The sequence below is a fragment of the Falcatimonas sp. MSJ-15 genome (genome assembly GCF_018918265.1).
Lineage (GTDB): Bacteria > Bacillota > Clostridia > Lachnospirales > Lachnospiraceae > Falcatimonas.
On sequence record NZ_JAHLQC010000003.1, the window covers coordinates 200,433 to 216,762 of the forward strand.

General features: G+C 36.3%; 14 protein-coding genes and 6 tRNA genes. All 20 read left to right on the plus strand.

All coding sequences use genetic code 11. From position 1 onward, the window contains the following. The first annotated feature begins 5 nt into the window (after window positions 1-5). Entirely contained in the window at window positions 6-2,123 is a 2,118-nt protein-coding gene (brxL, locus tag KQI85_RS03200) for a protease Lon-related BREX system protein BrxL (protein WP_216574655.1), read from the plus strand. Then, window positions 2,124-3,278: a toll/interleukin-1 receptor domain-containing protein gene (locus KQI85_RS03210; RefSeq protein ID WP_253293722.1), complete on the plus strand. Its 1,155-nt coding sequence runs from the start codon at window positions 2,124-2,126 to the stop codon at window positions 3,276-3,278. Window positions 3,279-3,281: 3 nt separating this feature from the next. After that, window positions 3,282-3,476 carry a hypothetical protein gene (locus KQI85_RS03215; RefSeq protein ID WP_216574657.1) on the plus strand — a complete coding sequence of 65 codons (195 nt, stop codon included), beginning with the start codon at window positions 3,282-3,284 and terminating at the stop codon, window positions 3,474-3,476. A 98-nt stretch (window positions 3,477-3,574) separates the two neighbouring features. Continuing rightward, window positions 3,575-4,090, plus strand: coding sequence for a stage V sporulation T C-terminal domain-containing protein (locus tag KQI85_RS03220; RefSeq protein WP_216574658.1), 516 nt, complete (start codon window positions 3,575-3,577; stop codon window positions 4,088-4,090). 425 nt (window positions 4,091-4,515) lie between these two features. Beyond that, window positions 4,516-4,791, plus strand: a complete 276-nt coding sequence (locus tag KQI85_RS03225; RefSeq protein ID WP_216574659.1) for an HU family DNA-binding protein — start codon at window positions 4,516-4,518, stop codon at window positions 4,789-4,791. Between the two features lie 122 nt (window positions 4,792-4,913). After that, on the plus strand, window positions 4,914-5,153 hold the full coding sequence (locus KQI85_RS03230) for an RNA-binding S4 domain-containing protein (protein WP_216574660.1): 240 nt from the start codon (window positions 4,914-4,916) through the stop codon (window positions 5,151-5,153). Window positions 5,154-5,303: 150 nt separating this feature from the next. Next, window positions 5,304-5,588 carry a sporulation protein YabP gene (yabP, locus tag KQI85_RS03235; protein ID WP_216574661.1) on the plus strand — a complete coding sequence of 95 codons (285 nt, stop codon included), beginning with the start codon at window positions 5,304-5,306 and terminating at the stop codon, window positions 5,586-5,588. Between the two features lie 4 nt (window positions 5,589-5,592). Next, window positions 5,593-5,985: a spore cortex biosynthesis protein YabQ gene (yabQ, locus tag KQI85_RS03240; RefSeq protein WP_216574662.1), complete on the plus strand. Its 393-nt coding sequence runs from the start codon at window positions 5,593-5,595 to the stop codon at window positions 5,983-5,985. A gap of 26 nt (window positions 5,986-6,011) precedes the next feature. Continuing rightward, the gene (locus KQI85_RS03245) at window positions 6,012-6,311 is read left to right on the plus strand and encodes a septum formation initiator family protein (RefSeq protein WP_216574663.1); all 300 of its coding nucleotides are present in this window, start codon (window positions 6,012-6,014) and stop codon (window positions 6,309-6,311) included. 166 nt (window positions 6,312-6,477) lie between these two features. Further along, a tRNA-Met gene (locus KQI85_RS03250) sits at window positions 6,478-6,551 on the plus strand. 172 nt (window positions 6,552-6,723) lie between these two features. Next, window positions 6,724-7,920 carry a SpoIIE family protein phosphatase gene (locus KQI85_RS03255; RefSeq protein WP_216574664.1) on the plus strand — a complete coding sequence of 399 codons (1,197 nt, stop codon included), beginning with the start codon at window positions 6,724-6,726 and terminating at the stop codon, window positions 7,918-7,920. Between the two features lie 330 nt (window positions 7,921-8,250). Continuing rightward, a complete protein-coding gene (tilS, locus tag KQI85_RS03260; RefSeq protein WP_216574665.1) occupies window positions 8,251-9,828 on the plus strand; it encodes a tRNA lysidine(34) synthetase TilS in 1,578 nt (525 codons plus the stop codon). Next, the gene (gene hpt, locus KQI85_RS03265; RefSeq protein WP_216574666.1) at window positions 9,821-10,345 is read left to right on the plus strand and encodes a hypoxanthine phosphoribosyltransferase; all 525 of its coding nucleotides are present in this window, start codon (window positions 9,821-9,823) and stop codon (window positions 10,343-10,345) included. Before tilS ends, hpt begins: the two co-directional genes overlap by 8 nt. An 81-nt stretch (window positions 10,346-10,426) precedes the next feature. Beyond that, window positions 10,427-12,265, plus strand: coding sequence for an ATP-dependent zinc metalloprotease FtsH (gene ftsH, locus KQI85_RS03270; protein WP_371820528.1), 1,839 nt, complete (start codon window positions 10,427-10,429; stop codon window positions 12,263-12,265). Between the two features lie 1,126 nt (window positions 12,266-13,391). Continuing rightward, window positions 13,392-15,503 (plus strand): glycoside hydrolase family 13 protein, encoded by a 2,112-nt coding sequence (locus KQI85_RS03275; RefSeq protein ID WP_371820529.1) that lies wholly within the window; start codon window positions 13,392-13,394, stop codon window positions 15,501-15,503. Window positions 15,504-15,672: 169 nt separating this feature from the next. Next, window positions 15,673-15,754, plus strand: a tRNA-Tyr gene (locus tag KQI85_RS03280). Between the two features lie 6 nt (window positions 15,755-15,760). After that, a tRNA-Leu gene (locus KQI85_RS03285) sits at window positions 15,761-15,846 on the plus strand. A 71-nt stretch (window positions 15,847-15,917) separates the two neighbouring features. After that, window positions 15,918-15,990: transfer RNA gene (locus KQI85_RS03290), tRNA-Phe, on the plus strand. Between the two features lie 6 nt (window positions 15,991-15,996). Next, window positions 15,997-16,067: transfer RNA gene (locus KQI85_RS03295), tRNA-Gly, on the plus strand. A 27-nt stretch (window positions 16,068-16,094) separates the two neighbouring features. After that, window positions 16,095-16,166 (plus strand) — tRNA-Gly (locus KQI85_RS03300). Window positions 16,167-16,330: the final 164 nt, after the last annotated feature.

The following is a 16,330-nucleotide window of genomic DNA, read 5'->3' on the forward strand; positions in this document are numbered from 1 at the left end:
GAAAGATGGAGCAATTTACAGAGGGTGAAAGTACCCGTGAAGAAATAAAGAACAAGCTCCGTCAGAACTTTGACGGTAAGATTGTTCGGAAAGACCTGACAAAGAAAATCAAGGAAGGGGCGAATGTTCCAGTTTATGTTCTCGAGTTTCTATTAGGTCAGTATTGTAGCTCAGACGATGAAACGGTCATTGAAAAAGGTGTACAGAATGTGAAGCGTATTCTTGCTGATAACTTTGTGCGCCCGGATGAATCACAGAAGATTTTGTCTCAGTTACGAAAGAAAGGCAGTCACACGATCATTGATATGGTGACTGTCCGATTGGATATGAAAAAGGACTGCTTTTTTGCAGAGTTTTCCAATTTAGGAGTTGGTAATGTACCGATTGCTGACGAATACCCAGAGAAATTTGATCGTCTGCTCTGTGGTGGTATCTGGTGTATTATTCAGCTGGATTATGAGGTTGAGGGCGACAATAACTTTGGCATTGAGGATATTGATGGAAATCCGCTTCGTTCCAAACAGAAGAAGCAGAAAGATATTTCTCCGATTAGCATCCGTAAGCTGACACCGATCCAGATGCCGCATATTGATATTGATGAGCTGAAGCAGGGGCGAAAAGCATTTACGAAAGATGAATGGTTGGATATTCTTCTCCGTTCTATTGGCATGGAGCCGGATGAATTTACATACCGTGAGAAATGGCTGCTCTTAACTCGTATGATTCCATTGGTTGAGAACAATTTTAATCTTTGTGAACTGGGACCAAGAAGCACTGGTAAATCTCATCTCTACAAAGAGATTTCTCCGAATAGTATCTTGATTTCTGGAGGACAGACGACAGTTGCAAATCTTTTTTACAATATGGGACGTAAAACAGTCGGCTTGGTTGGCTTGTGGGATTGTGTTGCTTTTGATGAAGTGGCAGGTATCAAGTTCAAGGATAAAGATGGTATCCAGATTATGAAAGACTATATGGCATCCGGTTCTTTTGCTCGTGGCAAAGAAGAAAAGGCTGCTACTGCTTCTATGGTATTTGTAGGAAATATCAATCAGAGCGTGGATGTGCTGTTGAAAACATCTAGTTTGTTTGCTCCTTTTCCGCAAGAAATGGGAACAGACACGGCATTTCTTGACCGTATGCACTGTTATCTTCCGGGCTGGGAGATACCGAAGTTCAGACCGGAGCATTTTACCGATGATTATGGTTTTATCAGTGATTATCTGGCTGAATTTATCCGGGAACTTCGTAAGGAACAGTATAGTGATGCACTTGACCACTATTTCCGCTTGGGAAGAAATCTGAATCAACGTGATACGATTGCAGTCCGCCGTATGGTAGACGGTTATCTGAAGTTGATGTATCCGAATGGTGAATTTACCAAAGAGGAACTAGAAGAAGTTATTCAGATTGCATTGGAAATGCGTCGCCGTGTCAAAGAACAGTTGAAAAAATTGGGAGGCATGGAGTTTTACGATGTGAACTTCTCCTATATCGACTTGGAGGATATGTCAGAACATTATGTTTCTGTACCGGAGCAAGGCGGCGGTAAACTGATACCTGACGGAATGTGCAATCCGGGACAGGTTTACACTGTATCCAGAGGTAAAAGCGGCATGATTGGTGTGTTCCGCCTAGAGAGTCAGATGCTTCCGGGTAATGGCAAGATTGAACGAACAGGTTTAGGCAGTGATTCTAAGTGCAAGGAAGCAGTGAACACTGCATTTAACTATTTGAAAGCAAATGGCAACCGGATCAGTGGATCTATCAGTACATTGACCAAAGATTATATTATCAACTATCAGGATTTACAGGGTATTGGCATGACCGAACAGTTGGCACTTTCTACGTTAATTGCCCTTTGTTCGATTGCACTGGGAAAACCAGTGGTTGGCAATCTGGCAATCTTGGGAGATATTACAATCAGCGGCACGATGATAAAGGTGGATGAACTTGCAAATACACTTCAAGTGTGCCTAGATAGTGGCGCAAAGAAGGTGCTGATTCCGAGTACCTCATTTGTGGATTTTGCAAGCGTTCCGTCTGAATTGATGAGCGCATTTCAGCTGATTCCGTACCAGAGTGCGGAGGATGCGGTATTTAAGGCATTGGGGGTAGAGTGATTGAAGAAAGACTTAATTGAACTTATAGATTCACGAAAAGAAATAGAAAAGATGTTCCATCCGTTTGATGGCGGCATGGGAACATCATTTGAACGGATCAGTGATGTGCCTGAATTTCAAAATTGGCTTCAAGAAATAAAATTGGAATTACAGGGAATTTATGATCGAACTCATGACACTTTTGTGTGGGAAACTATCAATTTGTGTGGCAAGCGTCTGGATGATTTTACGGAGAAAAAGTATTTTATTGAGCTTGTCGGAAAACTTCAGGCTATTAGAAAAAATATTGATAAATATTATCCAGACGAAAAGAAAGAGGCAGAATTGTCACACTCACAAGGAGGTGTTTCTGGTATGAAAAAGAAACCGCTTATTTTTATAAGTCATTCTTCTAAGAATAAGGATCAAGTTGCAAAAATTGCGGACTTACTTCGTTCAATCAATTTAAGCCCTCGTAGAGATATTTTTTGCAGTTCCCTTCCGGGATATGGAATACCAAATGGAGCCAATATTTTTGACTTTTTAAGGGAACGGTTCCTCAATTATGACTTACATATTATTTTCGTACATTCGCCAGAATATTACGAAAGTCCAGTCAGCTTAAATGAAATGGGGGCAGCATGGGTACTAAGAGCCAATGCAACGTCGATGCTTCTTCCTGGCTTTGATTTTTCTGGAATGAAAGGTGTAATTGGAAGTGACTGCATTGCTATTAAGTTGGATGGTGATCGTTCAGAAGTAAAAGATCGCCTGAATCAGTTGAGACGGGAATTAGAATCAGAATTTGATATTTCGGATAATGAAGATATTATTTGGGAAGAAGCAAGGGACAAGTTTATCAGTGAAATAAATGGCGATGTATCAGCCCAAAATGAGAATATCAGTGCTGCACCTGCCTTAATTACAGAAGAAATGAAGCAACTTCTTAAAAAAGTGGCAGTTGCACCGGGAGGGCAGATTCTGATAACTTCAGATTTGGAATCAGGTACATATATTCAGATTGGCAGCGAAGTAGTTGCTAAGGAATATCCAGATAGACGTGAATATGCTGTTTGGGAAGAAGCCCTTAATGCTTGTTTGCAAGCAAAATATATTGAAAGAAAAAGCGAAGCAATTTGTGTAATTACGAATGCTGGCTATAAAGCAGTTGAGTAGCAAATGACACGACAAGAAGTGTTTAACTGGTGCGGGCAGCAATACGGTACAGAGCCAGAATACCCGTGGGATGACTGGAATGTTGTTCTGCGCCACACAGACAATCAAAAGTGGTATGGCTTGATAATGGAAGTCGGAAGAGATAAATTGGGACTTTCCGGGGATGGCGAAGTTGATATTCTGAATGTGAAAAGGTAAATATCACGGACGGAGAACACATTGAAATCCTCTGGAAGTCCAAATAATCCAGTATTTATGCGGGTTTCCGGGGACGGAAATTTATTTTTTGACTTTGATTGACAGGATGGGATGAGCTTGGAAGAATAGTAATTCCAAAAGAAATCCGCCGTATTTTTAGAATAAAAGAAGGCGATTCGCTTGAGATATTCACATCTCATAATGGCGAGATAATACTTAAGAAATATTCACCATTCGAAGAACTTGAAGACTTTGCACAGGCATATTGTGATGCAATCTGGCAAAATACCGGTAACATAGCTATAGTGACAGATAAAGAGAGATATATTGCATGTAGTGGAAAAAAAGACATAAAAGATAAAAGTATAAGTACTACATTAGAAAAAATAATCGATGAGAGAGGCAGGATGGCAGGTTGTAGAGGTGATAGCAGTTTCTTAAATCTTATTGAAGATGATGATATAACAGCAGAAGCAGTAGCACCTATTATCAGTGCAGGAGATGCAGTTGGTGCAGTAGTTGTGCTTAATAAAGATAATGGAAAGAAATTTGGCGATGTAGAGAATAAGATGGTACAGATAGCGGCAAGTTTCCTTGGTAAACATCTTGAATAATTAATACTGCTGTTAAACTGAAACTATTCAATTACTTTTGTTAACACCACCCGAATATATAGAATAGATAGTAATATCATTACGTCAAAACCCGTCAAAAAACATCAGAAGATATACTAATAAATATGGGACTTGGATACTAGTAAATGGTACTTTAGTATTATAAAGTATATAGAAAAAAATAAGGTTGATAATGAATATACACACAAAAGGATGTTCACCATATAATTTTGATACAATTACTGTTTCACTTTTAAAAAAAAATGCCTAAACCACGCAAAAATACGCAAAATTCCTTGACAAACCTAGGCAAAACGTATATAAAAGAAAGTGAAGGTAATAGTTCAAAGCCTAATGGACGAGTACTTTTAAAGCCATAAAGGCACATAAAATTATATGATAATCATTAAGAGGAGGAGTCATCCATGAACAAAGCAGAATTAGTTGATGCTATCGCAGAAAAGACAGAATTATCAAAAAAAGATTCAGAAAAAGCTTTAAAAGCTTTTACAGAAGTAGTTGCTGATGAATTAGCAAAAGGTGGAAAGATCCAGTTAGTTGGTTTCGGTACATTTGAAGTAGCTGAAAGAGCTGCAAGAGAAGGAAGAAACCCAAGAAATGGTGAAACAATGAGCATCCCAGCTTCAAAGGCTCCAAAGTTCAAAGCTGGTAAAGCATTAAAAGATTCAGTAAATGCATAATTAGTTAGTAAAAAGTAATATACACATTAATATGTGTTACTGATTAAACTGCCACATCATAATATATGGTGCGGCAGTTTTTTACTATATAAAAAAATATAATTGCAAGAAGGAGAAAAAATATGAGATTAGATAAATATTTGAAAGTATCAAGACTTATAAAGCGTAGAACAGTAGCCAACGAAGCCTGTGATGGTGGAAGAGTTCTTGTAAATGATAAAGTTGCAAAAGCATCAGTTAATGTAAAAGTAGGTGATATAATAGAGATTCAGTTTGGTAACAAGTCAACTAAAGTTGAAGTTACTAATATTCAGGATTCTATTAAGAAAGAAGATGCAAAAGAGATGTTTAAATACTTATAAGGATTTAGAATGTTAGAATTAACACAATAATATCGTTCATATAAGTGCCTGCTTTGGCATAGTATATACTGCATATTGATGTAATATAATATATCAGGTGATTGCAAAACACAATTATTAATGCGTAGTATATAGATAGGGAGTGTGTATATGGAAGAGCGAATTGTGTCTAAGAACCATAAGATTACGATAAATAGCAGAAAAAATGGAACGATAAGTGGTGTTAATGATGTAATATCATTTGATACAGAGAAGATAATTCTAGATACAATAGGAGGAATTCTCACAATAAGAGGTCAGAAACTCCATGTAAAGCGACTGTCAGTTGAAAAAGGCGAAGTTGATATTGAAGGGATAGTAGATGGATTTGGTTATAAAGAACAGGGAAAACCTGAGAAAAATAATCAGTCAGTAATGAAAAAATTGTTTGGATAGCCAGATGATACGAGAAGAACTAGAACTGATGGCAGCAGCATTTTTTAACGGGGCAGTGATGTGGGGGATCTATGACATAATCAGGATAAAACGCAGAGTGTTTACGACAGGAATAATACTCTCTGTGGCAGAGGATATAATATACAGTATAATTCTTGCGTTTACAATATTTAGAATAATATACATATATAATTCAGGCTATGTGCGTATATTTGCACTTGTTGCAACTTATATGGGCATGGGCATGTTTGAAATCTTTGCAGGAAAATTTATAGTAGAATACGGTTCAAGATTACTTAACATAATCCGAATTAATATTATGAAAGTATTAAAAAGACTAACTAAAAGTATAAGAAAAGTAATAAAACTGCTGCGAAGGTTTTTACCGCAAAGATAACATAGCAGCTTAGGAGGCATAAAGAAATGGCACGTAAAAACAAAACATCTAATAAATTTAACAGTATATGTATAATAGTGATTCTTCTTGTATTTAGTGGAACTATGATGTTTAAGATGATAGAGACTAATCAGAAGAATTATGACTATAAAAGTGAAGAAGAAAGATTAAAGGCAGAGATAAGCGAGCAGGAAGCCAAAAAAGAGCAGCTTGCAGAACTTGAAGAAGAGATGAAGACACTCAAATACGTTGAAAAAGTCGCAAGAGAGAAGCTTGGACTTATGTATCCTGATGAGATAATATTTAGACAGGATGATAATAACTAAAAGCCAAGACATGATAACTAAAAACCACAGAAGCAGTAACTTCCACGACAAGTCATATAGGGGTGGAAGTTAGTTTTACAAATGAGGAAAAAGTAATAATCAAAAAAATAAAAAAAGTAGTTGACAAGTCGAGCTGATATTTGCTATAATACGACTTGTCAGTTTTGGCGGAATAGCTCAGTTGGCTAGAGCACACGGTTCATACCCGTGGTGTCGTTGGTTCGAATCCAATTTCCGCTACTGAATAGACCGGTAGGTATTAACCTGCCGGTTTTTTTTATCTGTTTCTCTGTAAAGTATAGTTCTAGAAAGCATATATCAGTCATAAATTACACCCGTTCAAAATATATATAGAATAGGAATTTGCGAATATAGAGTAGAGAACTTCGAGTATACAATAGGAGTGGGTGTGATGAGACATATAATTGGAACATTTAGAAGAAATGGAGTATCGGATAACAACTGTGATATAGACAGAAAGTTTGAGAATGAGAGACTAAGACATGCAGGTGAGAGTCTAAAAGTGCTTGGTGATACATACAGAGAACTTGATATGCTTAGAAAAGATGCAAAGATAAGCAGAGGGCGTGATGCAGCAGTGAGCCAGCTATATGATATGTCAGATGTGTTCAATGAGTATTCAGGTGCAAGGTGTGAGAAAGTAACAATATCCGGGAAGAAATATACCAGGCTTACATTGGCGATGCATAGACGAGGAATAAGTGCAGATAATATAACACTTGTTAAAAAACGTGATAAATACTATGAAGTAAGTCTTAATGCAAAGATAGTAAAGACTTCATGTGCAACTGCAAAAGAACTTGCTGATATAATAAGTGTATGTTTGGAGAGAAGATTTATTCCGGATGAAGCATCAAGACATGTAATTAACAGAGAGTTTAACAGATATGTATTCATAGAAGAAGCACCATACAGAACAATACATGGTGTCGCACGATGCAAAAAAAGTGAAAGTGATGTGTCAGGGGACAACTTCTCGGTATGCACACCTGACAGTATAAGAACTGTTATGTGTCTAAGTGATGGAATGGGGAGTGGCAGGATAGCAAATTGCGAGAGTGAGATAATGATAGAACTCATGGAGAGATTTATGGAAGCAGGATTTATGGAGACAACAGCGATTAAGATGATTAATCTTGCATTTGCAACAGAGAATTACAACGCAAGGCCGCTTACTATGGACGTAGCAGTGATAGACAGGTACAATGGGCAGATGAAACTAATAAAGCTTGGAGCTGCACCGACATTCATAAAGAGAGCGAACACTAAAGATGTTGAGATAGTATACTCATCTTCAATGCCGGCAGGAGTATTCGAGCGAGCGGACATAGAAGAGACTGGTACAAGCCTTAGCGATGGGGATATGGTAATAATGGTTAGTGATGGAATAATAGATGCCATTAAGAGCGATAATAAAGAAGAATATCTTCAAGGTATGATAGCAGCGATGGAAGTCAGTAATCCTAAGATATTTGCAGACCGCCTGCTAAGAGGAGTAACATTAAACAGTGATATGATAAAAGATGATATGACTATAATAACAACAGGTATATGGAGCCGAGATACGAAAAACTTGATTTTGACATAAAAATTAAGTATTATGTAGAATGTTGATTGTCAGATAAGCGAGAAGCATATGATGGCAGAGTTAAGTATAAGGTTAGAATAATAAAACATAGTAACACATATATAGATGATATTATTAAAAAAGTGCGTAAGCGTAAGTATTGAGTTAAACTAATAAAATGGAGTAACACCTATGCAGATGATATTACCAAATTGGTATACAAATGTAACTATTAAGTTAAATTGATAAAATAGAATGCCACATATATAGATAATATTATCAAATTGCCAATAAGTACGCAGATAGAAGAATAAAACCGAAGAATACATAGTAAAATGAGAGGTGATATACTTGAAAGAAAAAGTTTTTGCATATATTAGAAAAAACAGACTTATACAAGAAGGAGACAACATCGTGGTAGGATTATCAGGTGGTGCAGATTCGGTAAGTCTGTTTTATATTCTTAGAGAATATAAAAAAATGGTGCAATTTAAGCTGTATGCTGTCCACATTAATCACAACATTCGTGGAGAAGAAGCACTAAGAGATGAGAAGTATGTGGAAAAAATATGCGAAGAGGAAAATGTACCACTTTTTATTTTTTCATGCGATGTGACAGGAATTGCAAAGAAGAACAGATTAAGTGTCGAAGAGGCAGGACGAATTATAAGATATGAGAAATTCAGAGAAGTGCTTATTGCACATGGTGGTGGCAAGATAGCAGTTGCACATCATATGAATGATCAGGCAGAGACTATAATGTTCAACATGATAAGAGGCAGTGGAATAAAAGGAATTGGTGGAATGAATCCTGCTAATGGTGATATTATCCGCCCGCTTCTATGCGTTAAGAGAGCTGAGATTGAAGAATATCTGTCATCGATAGGGAGAGAATATTGTACAGACAGCACCAATCTTCATGATGATTATATGCGCAATAGATTAAGACTTAAGCTTATACCATATATAGAAGAGAATATTAATGCTAATTTTGTTGAGAATATTAATGAGATGGCACAAATTTTGAGAGAAACAGATGATTTCATGGCTGATTGTACCGATAAAATATATGGTGATTCGCTCATTGAAAAAGAAGATAAAAAAGTTATACTTGATACTAAGATATTAAGAACTGCTCATCCTGCGATAGTGAAAAGAGTGATAAGAAAGTCATTCCTAGAAGCAGGAATGGGACTTAAAGATGTAACTAAGACACATACAGAAGACGTTGCAGCACTTATAACAAAGACTACCGGAAAAAGTGTGATGCTTCCGCTTGGATATAGAGCTGTCAATGAATATGAGCGACTTATTATTGCAAAAGAAAGTATTAAAGAGAAAACTGTAATTGGTAAAGTAGTGCCGATAGACATTGATTTGACAGGATATAATGTTAATACAATACCAGCAAAAGAGATAAAGACAGCACATACTGACATAGCCACGAGTGGTCTTAATGCCAATACAATACCTGCAAAAGAGATAAAAATAGCACATACTGACACAATTACGAGTGGTTCTAATACCAAGGTAATGCTGACAGAAGACAAAGCAATAATATATAATGAACCATATACGAAGACAGTTATTAAGCTATGGTTAGAAGAATGGAATAATAATCAAAAAATATCATCAAATGACTATACGAAAATGTTTGATTATGATAGAATAAGTGGTAATTTGCAGATTCGTGCCAGACAAAGTGGGGATTATCTGATCATAGATAAATCAGGCAAAAAGAAAACGCTTAAAGCCTATTATATAGATGAAAAAATACCCAGAGATAAGAGAGACACAACACTTGTAATAGCAGAAGGTAACAGTGTGTTGTGGGTCTTAGGACACAGAATTAGTGAAAAATATAAAATCAGCGCAGACACAAAGACAGTTCTGTGCATCAGTATTATGGAGGATTTAGAAAATGGCTGACATTAGAGTTCTATTATCAGAAGAACAGATTGATAAAAGAGTAAGAGAGGTTGCTGTGTTAATAAACAAAGATTATGCAGGCAAATCCGTACATCTTATCTGTGTTTTAAAAGGAAGCATATTCTTTACATGTGAACTTGCAAAAAGACTTGATATGCCTGTAACTATTGACTTTATGCAGGTATCAAGCTATGGCAGCGATACAGTATCAAGCGGAGTTATTAATATAAAAAAAGAGCTTGATGAGTCAATTGAAGGAAAAAATGCAATAATTATCGAAGACATAATTGATTCAGGTAATACACTTTACTATTTAAGAGAACTTTTATTAAAGAGAAATCCTGAGAGTCTTAAGATATGTACATTACTTGATAAGCCAGACAGACGAGTAAAAGATGTAAAAGTAGATTATGTATGTTTTGAGATACCGGATGAATTTGTTGTCGGATATGGACTTGATTATGATCAGAAATATAGAAATCTTTCATATGTTGGAGTTGTTGAGAATCTTGATTAAAAAAGATTTTTTAAAGTATGCATAAGAGGACAGTTAATTAAGACATTGAGCTGAAGATAATAACGAGAGGAGGTGTGGCTGTTGAAAAAACAGTCATTTAGAGGAATTGGTTTTTATATTGCATTTTTAGTAATACTTGGAATTGCATATTATTTTGCAAAGACAACAGTTGACAGCAGATATGATTATACTTATGAACAGTTTATAAAAGCACTTGATGATAAAGAAGTAACTGCTGTAACAATTAAACAGAATAGGGAAGTTCCAACAGGACAGGTACTTGTCAAATTAAAGGGAAGTAATGATTATAGGAAGTTCTATGTAACAGATACAGGTGATATTGAAAAACTACTTGAGAAGGAATATGATATATATCCTCAGGTAACAGATGTGCCAAGGGATAGTACATTCCTTACAACGATACTTCCACTTATAATATCTGTACTGTTCATTGTTGTAATAATAGCAATGATGAATAACAGAGCTGCAAACTCAGGCGGAACTAATGCAAAGATGATGAATTTTGGCAAGAGCCGTGCGAGAATGTTCAATGCAGCACAAGGCAAGAATGTTACATTTAAGAATGTAGCAGGTCTTCAGGAAGAAAAAGAAGAACTTACAGAGATAGTAGATTTCTTAAAGAATCCTAAGAAGTATATACAGCTTGGAGCAAGAATTCCAAAAGGTGTACTTCTTGTCGGACCTCCTGGAACAGGTAAGACACTTCTTGCAAAAGCAGTAGCAGGAGAAGCAGGAGTTCCATTTTTCAGTATATCAGGTTCAGATTTTGTTGAGATGTTCGTTGGTGTTGGTGCATCACGAGTAAGAGATCTTTTTGAAGATGCCAAGAAGAATGCCCCATGTATTGTATTTATCGATGAGATTGATGCAGTAGCAAGAAGACGAGGAACAGGCATGGGCGGTGGACATGATGAAAGAGAGCAGACACTCAATCAGTTACTTGTAGAGATGGATGGCTTTGGTGTTAATGAAGGAATTATCGTAATGTCAGCGACTAACAGAGTTGATATTCTTGATCCAGCTATACTTAGACCGGGAAGATTTGACAGAAAAGTAGCAGTAGGAAGACCTGATGTAAAAGGAAGAAGAGAGATACTTGAAGTACATGCAAAAGGTAAGCCACTTGCTGATGATGTGGATCTTGATAAAATAGCACAGACAACTGTAGGATTCACAGGAGCAGATCTTGAGAACCTTATGAATGAAGCAGCAATATACGCAGCTAAGAATGGCAATCTTTTTATAAAACAGGAAGATATCAACAGATCATTTATTAAAGTTGGAATTGGTGCTGAGAAGAAGAGCCGAGTTATATCAGACAAAGAGAAGAAGATTACAGCATATCATGAAGCAGGTCATGCAATACTGTTCCATGTTCTTCCAGATGTCGGACCGGTACACACAGTATCAATAATTCCTACAGGTGTAGGAGCAGCAGGATATACAATGCCACTCCCTGAAAAAGATGAGATGTTTAATACAAAAGGCAAGATGCTTCAGAATATCATAGTAAGCCTTGGAGGTCGTATTGCAGAAGAGCTTATATTCGATGATATTACAACAGGAGCATCACAGGATATTAAGAGTGCTACAAGCACAGCGAGAGCCATGGTAACAGAATATGGCTTCTCAGATAAAGTAGGTCTTCTTAATTACAATAATGATGACGATGAAGTATTCATTGGAAGAGACCTTGCACATACAAGAAATTATGGCGAAGGTGTTCAGTCAATTATTGATGAAGAAGTTAAGAATATCGTTGATGATTGTTACAAAAAAGCAAAAGATATCATAATGGAAAATATTGATGTACTTCACAAATGTGCAGATCTTCTTATGGAAAAAGAGAAAATTAACCAGGAAGAATTTGAAGCTTTGTTCGAAAGTACTAAGGAATAGTACTAATGACCGGTGATTTAGAATTGCCGGTCATTTTTATGACAATTTATTATCAAAAATTACGTTCGAAAAAGTGTTGGCTGTATAAACTGATGTTAAAAAGCCCAAAAAAAACTAAAAAATATGGTAAACTTTGTGCAGACTTATCGGTTTCCCTTTGTTATAATTAAGAACGTAAAAACCCCCCCAATACATTATATAGTTTTTGCTACACCCCATAAGAAACGAAATACCTTCTCCTAAAAAAGACAGCAGATCGCAGGCTGTCTTTTTTACTGTCTATTTATCTAGCAAGTATCAAGTATGCATTTAAAAATCTCACAAGGAAAGTTTACGAAGCTACAAGAGGCTTAATATATATCAACAAAAACACGCTCTCGCTAAGTGTCCATCGTAACGGTACTAAGTTCGCCACACGTCTTTAACGTGTAGCTTACTAAGTGCCGACGATTACCACATTGTTTTCTTTTGATATATATTAAGCCTCTTGTAGCTGATATACGTTTTCTAGAGATTTTTAAATGAATTGTTGGCTTACGTTCTAGCTTATAAAACTGGAGAGTAAAAAATATCAACCTATTGGAGTATTATAAAACCCATGTTTTGGATAATGTAAAGCAGTGATTATAAAATTATATATTTGGGTTAGAATACTAGATTTGGGCAAAATATACTATGCAATAATGACATATAGAATTGCTCTAAAATCTAAGCGAAAGAGTAGCTGCGAAACTCAGGGAAAATGTAAATTGGATTGCCGGAGTATAAATAGTATCAAAAGAAAACAATGTGGTAATCGTCGGCACTTAGTGCGTTGGAAGGCAAAGCCTTACAACAAACTTAGTACCGTTACGATGTACACTTAGCGCAAGCGTGTTTTTGTTGATACTATTTATACTTTGGCAATCTTAGATAACATATATTGGAGTTTCGCCTGTATATATTTTTTAAAAATCAATAATTGTATATTTTGGATAAATGTATCATAATAAATAGTAATGCGAAATAGTTACCATTTTGGGTTTGATTATAAAAGAAATTCTTAAGCAGTCGATAATTATTATGTCATTGATACATAATAATATCAGTGCATTATGTATCAGGTTAATGAAGGAGGGTTCTCTAAGTGGAGATTATAAAAAGATCAGACAAACTATTAGAGATGGAAAGAAAACAACTTTATATATCCAATGTAAAGCCAATACTTAATCAAAGAGCATTGTTTAGTGATGGAACAATGGCATATCGTAATCCACCACAGCCACTTAAAGGTGATAAAGTTACAATAAGATTCAGAACAGCCAAGTACAATGTTGATCAGGTCACGCTCGTAGTATGCGATGACAGACATATTATGAAAAGGGCATATTCTGATGATTGGTTTGATTATTATGAGACAGAGATAGAAGTTGGAGATGAACCGGTTGTATATTATTTTGAGATAATTCTTGGTGCAATTGTGTATTACTATAATCAGATAGGAGCATCAAGTTCACTTAATCAATATTACAACTTTAAGATAATTCCGGGCTTTGTTGTGCCGGATTGGATGCAAGGTAGCGTAATATATCAGATATACGTTGACAGATTTTGTAATGGTGATGAGAAAAACGATGTTACAGACAGAGAATATATCTATATAGGACAGCCGGTACACAAAGAAAAAGATTGGAATGCATATCCATGGCAGATGGATGTTGGACACTTTTATGGCGGAGATCTGAAAGGAGTTCAGGATAAACTTGACTACCTTAAAGAACTTGGTGTTGATGTTATATATTTTAATCCATTATTTGTATCACCATCTAATCATAAATATGATAGCCAGGACTATGATTATATAGATCCACATATCGGAGTTATTGTCGATGATGGTGGTAAGGAACTTGAAGAAGGAGATTATGACAATACGCATGCGAGTAAGTATATAAAGCGAGTTGCTAATCTTAAGAATCTCATAGCAAGTAATGCTTTTTTTGCCAATTTTGTAACTGAAGTTCACAAAAGAGGAATGAAAGTAATTCTTGATGGTGTATTTAATCACTGTGGATCATTTAATAAATGGATGGACAGAGAGAGAATATACGAGAATCAATCAGAATTTGAAAAAGGTGCATTTATAACAAAAGATAGTCCGTATGTTGGATATTTTAATTTTTTTGCAGATGAATGGCCATATAATCATAAATACGATGGATGGTGGGGACATGATACACTTCCTAAGCTTAATTATGAGAACTCCAAGGAATTGCATGATTATATTATAAACGTAGGTAAAAAATGGGTATCACCACCATACAATATAGATGGTTGGCGACTTGATGTGGCGGCAGATCTTGGACACTCACAGGAATACAATCATCAGTTTTGGCGTGATTTTAGAGATGCAGTTAAAAGTGCCAATCCGAATGCAGTAATACTTGCAGAACATTATGGAGATGCGTATGACTGGCTTCAGGGTGGAGAATGGGATACAGTAATGAATTATGATGCATTCATGGAACCGGTCACATGGTTTTTAACAGGTATGGAGAAGCACAGCGATGAGTATGTAGGCCCACTTCTTGGTAATAATGAGCATTTCTTTAATACAATGGCTCATCATATGTCACGAATGGGATTTCAGAGCATGAGTATAGCTATGAATGAATTATCTAATCATGACCATTCACGTTTTTTAACAAGAACTAATCATACAGTAGGACGTGTTAATACACATGGAAGTGAAGCTGCGTCTAATGGAATTAATAAAGGAATATTCAAAGAAGCGATTGTTATGCAGATGACATGGCCTGGTGCACCAACTATATATTATGGTGATGAAGCCGGTGTATGCGGTTGGACTGATCCGGATAACAGACGAACTTATCCATGGGGACATGAAGATATGGAGCTTCTTGAATTCCACAGAGATATAATTAAGCTTCATAAAGCTAATCCTGCTCTTATGAGAGGCTCATATAAGGCACTTTATGGTTCACAGAATGTAATAAGTTATGGGCGATTTGTGGATGATAATCTTATAGTCATAGCGATTAATAATAGCTTATATGAGGTTACAATAACTATTCCGGTCTGGGAGATAGGAATACATGATGGTGATAAAATAGAGAGAATATTGCTTACAACGCAGGATGGATATAATCTTGGCAAGACATTCTATGATGCACCTAATGGACGACTTACAGTAACATTAGAACCAATTCAGGCAGCGATATTTAGAAGAGTATATTGCTAAAATAAAAAAAATTAAAAAAAAATAAAAAAAGTACTTGCTTTATTCAACGCTTTATGGTATAAATATATCTTGTCAGGTGAAAACAGCTGATGTGTCTAATTCACTTTTTATTTTTTGATTATAATAAAAAGTCCTTATTGAGTATTTATTTGTGGATTAGGCAATTAATGGATGGATTCCCGAGCGGCCAAAGGGGGCAGACTGTAAATCTGTTGACTTCGTCTTCGAAGGTTCGAATCCTTCTCCATCCATTTGATGCCGGCGTGGCGGAATAGGCAGACGCACAGGACTTAAAATCCTGCGGGACTAATCTCCCATACCGGTTCGACTCCGGTCGCCGGCATTGATAGAATATATAACTTTTGAATCCTTTTTGTATATTTTGTTTATATGTTGTATTTTATTAAGTAGTAGGCCCAGATAGCTCAGTCGGTAGAGCAGAGGACTGAAAATCCTCGTGTCGCTGGTTCGATTCCGGCTTTGGGCACTGTTTGCGGGTGTAGTTCAATGGTAGAACACTAGCCTTCCAAGCTAGATACGTGGGTTCGATTCCCATCACCCGCTTTATGTGAGAACATAATTTAATATTGTGCGCGAGTGGCTCAGCGGTGGAGCACCTCCTTGCCAAGGAGGGGGTCGCGGGTTCGATTCCCGTCTCGCGCTTCCATCTTTGGAACCACAGTTATAATCCAATCCCGATACTGTGGTTCCTTCTTTTTTTGTTCTGGAATATAAGTGAATTTGTTTTAGAATATAAGTAATTTTATCCCAGAATGTAAGTGATTTTGATTCAAAATAAAAGTAATTTTATCTCAGCATATGAGCAA

Coding starts and splice junctions, on each gene's coding strand:
- brxL (WP_216574655.1), top strand. CDS start 6: ATGGAGCAATTTACAGAGGGTGAAAGTACCCGTGAAGAAATAAAGAAC.
- KQI85_RS03215 (WP_216574657.1), top strand. CDS start 3,282: ATGACACGACAAGAAGTGTTTAACTGGTGCGGGCAGCAATACGGTACA.
- KQI85_RS03225 (WP_216574659.1), top strand. CDS start 4,516: ATGAACAAAGCAGAATTAGTTGATGCTATCGCAGAAAAGACAGAATTA.
- KQI85_RS03230 (WP_216574660.1), top strand. CDS start 4,914: ATGAGATTAGATAAATATTTGAAAGTATCAAGACTTATAAAGCGTAGA.
- yabP (WP_216574661.1), top strand. CDS start 5,304: ATGGAAGAGCGAATTGTGTCTAAGAACCATAAGATTACGATAAATAGC.
- yabQ (WP_216574662.1), top strand. CDS start 5,593: ATGATACGAGAAGAACTAGAACTGATGGCAGCAGCATTTTTTAACGGG.
- KQI85_RS03245 (WP_216574663.1), top strand. CDS start 6,012: ATGGCACGTAAAAACAAAACATCTAATAAATTTAACAGTATATGTATA.
- KQI85_RS03255 (WP_216574664.1), top strand. CDS start 6,724: ATGAGACATATAATTGGAACATTTAGAAGAAATGGAGTATCGGATAAC.
- hpt (WP_216574666.1), top strand. CDS start 9,821: ATGGCTGACATTAGAGTTCTATTATCAGAAGAACAGATTGATAAAAGA.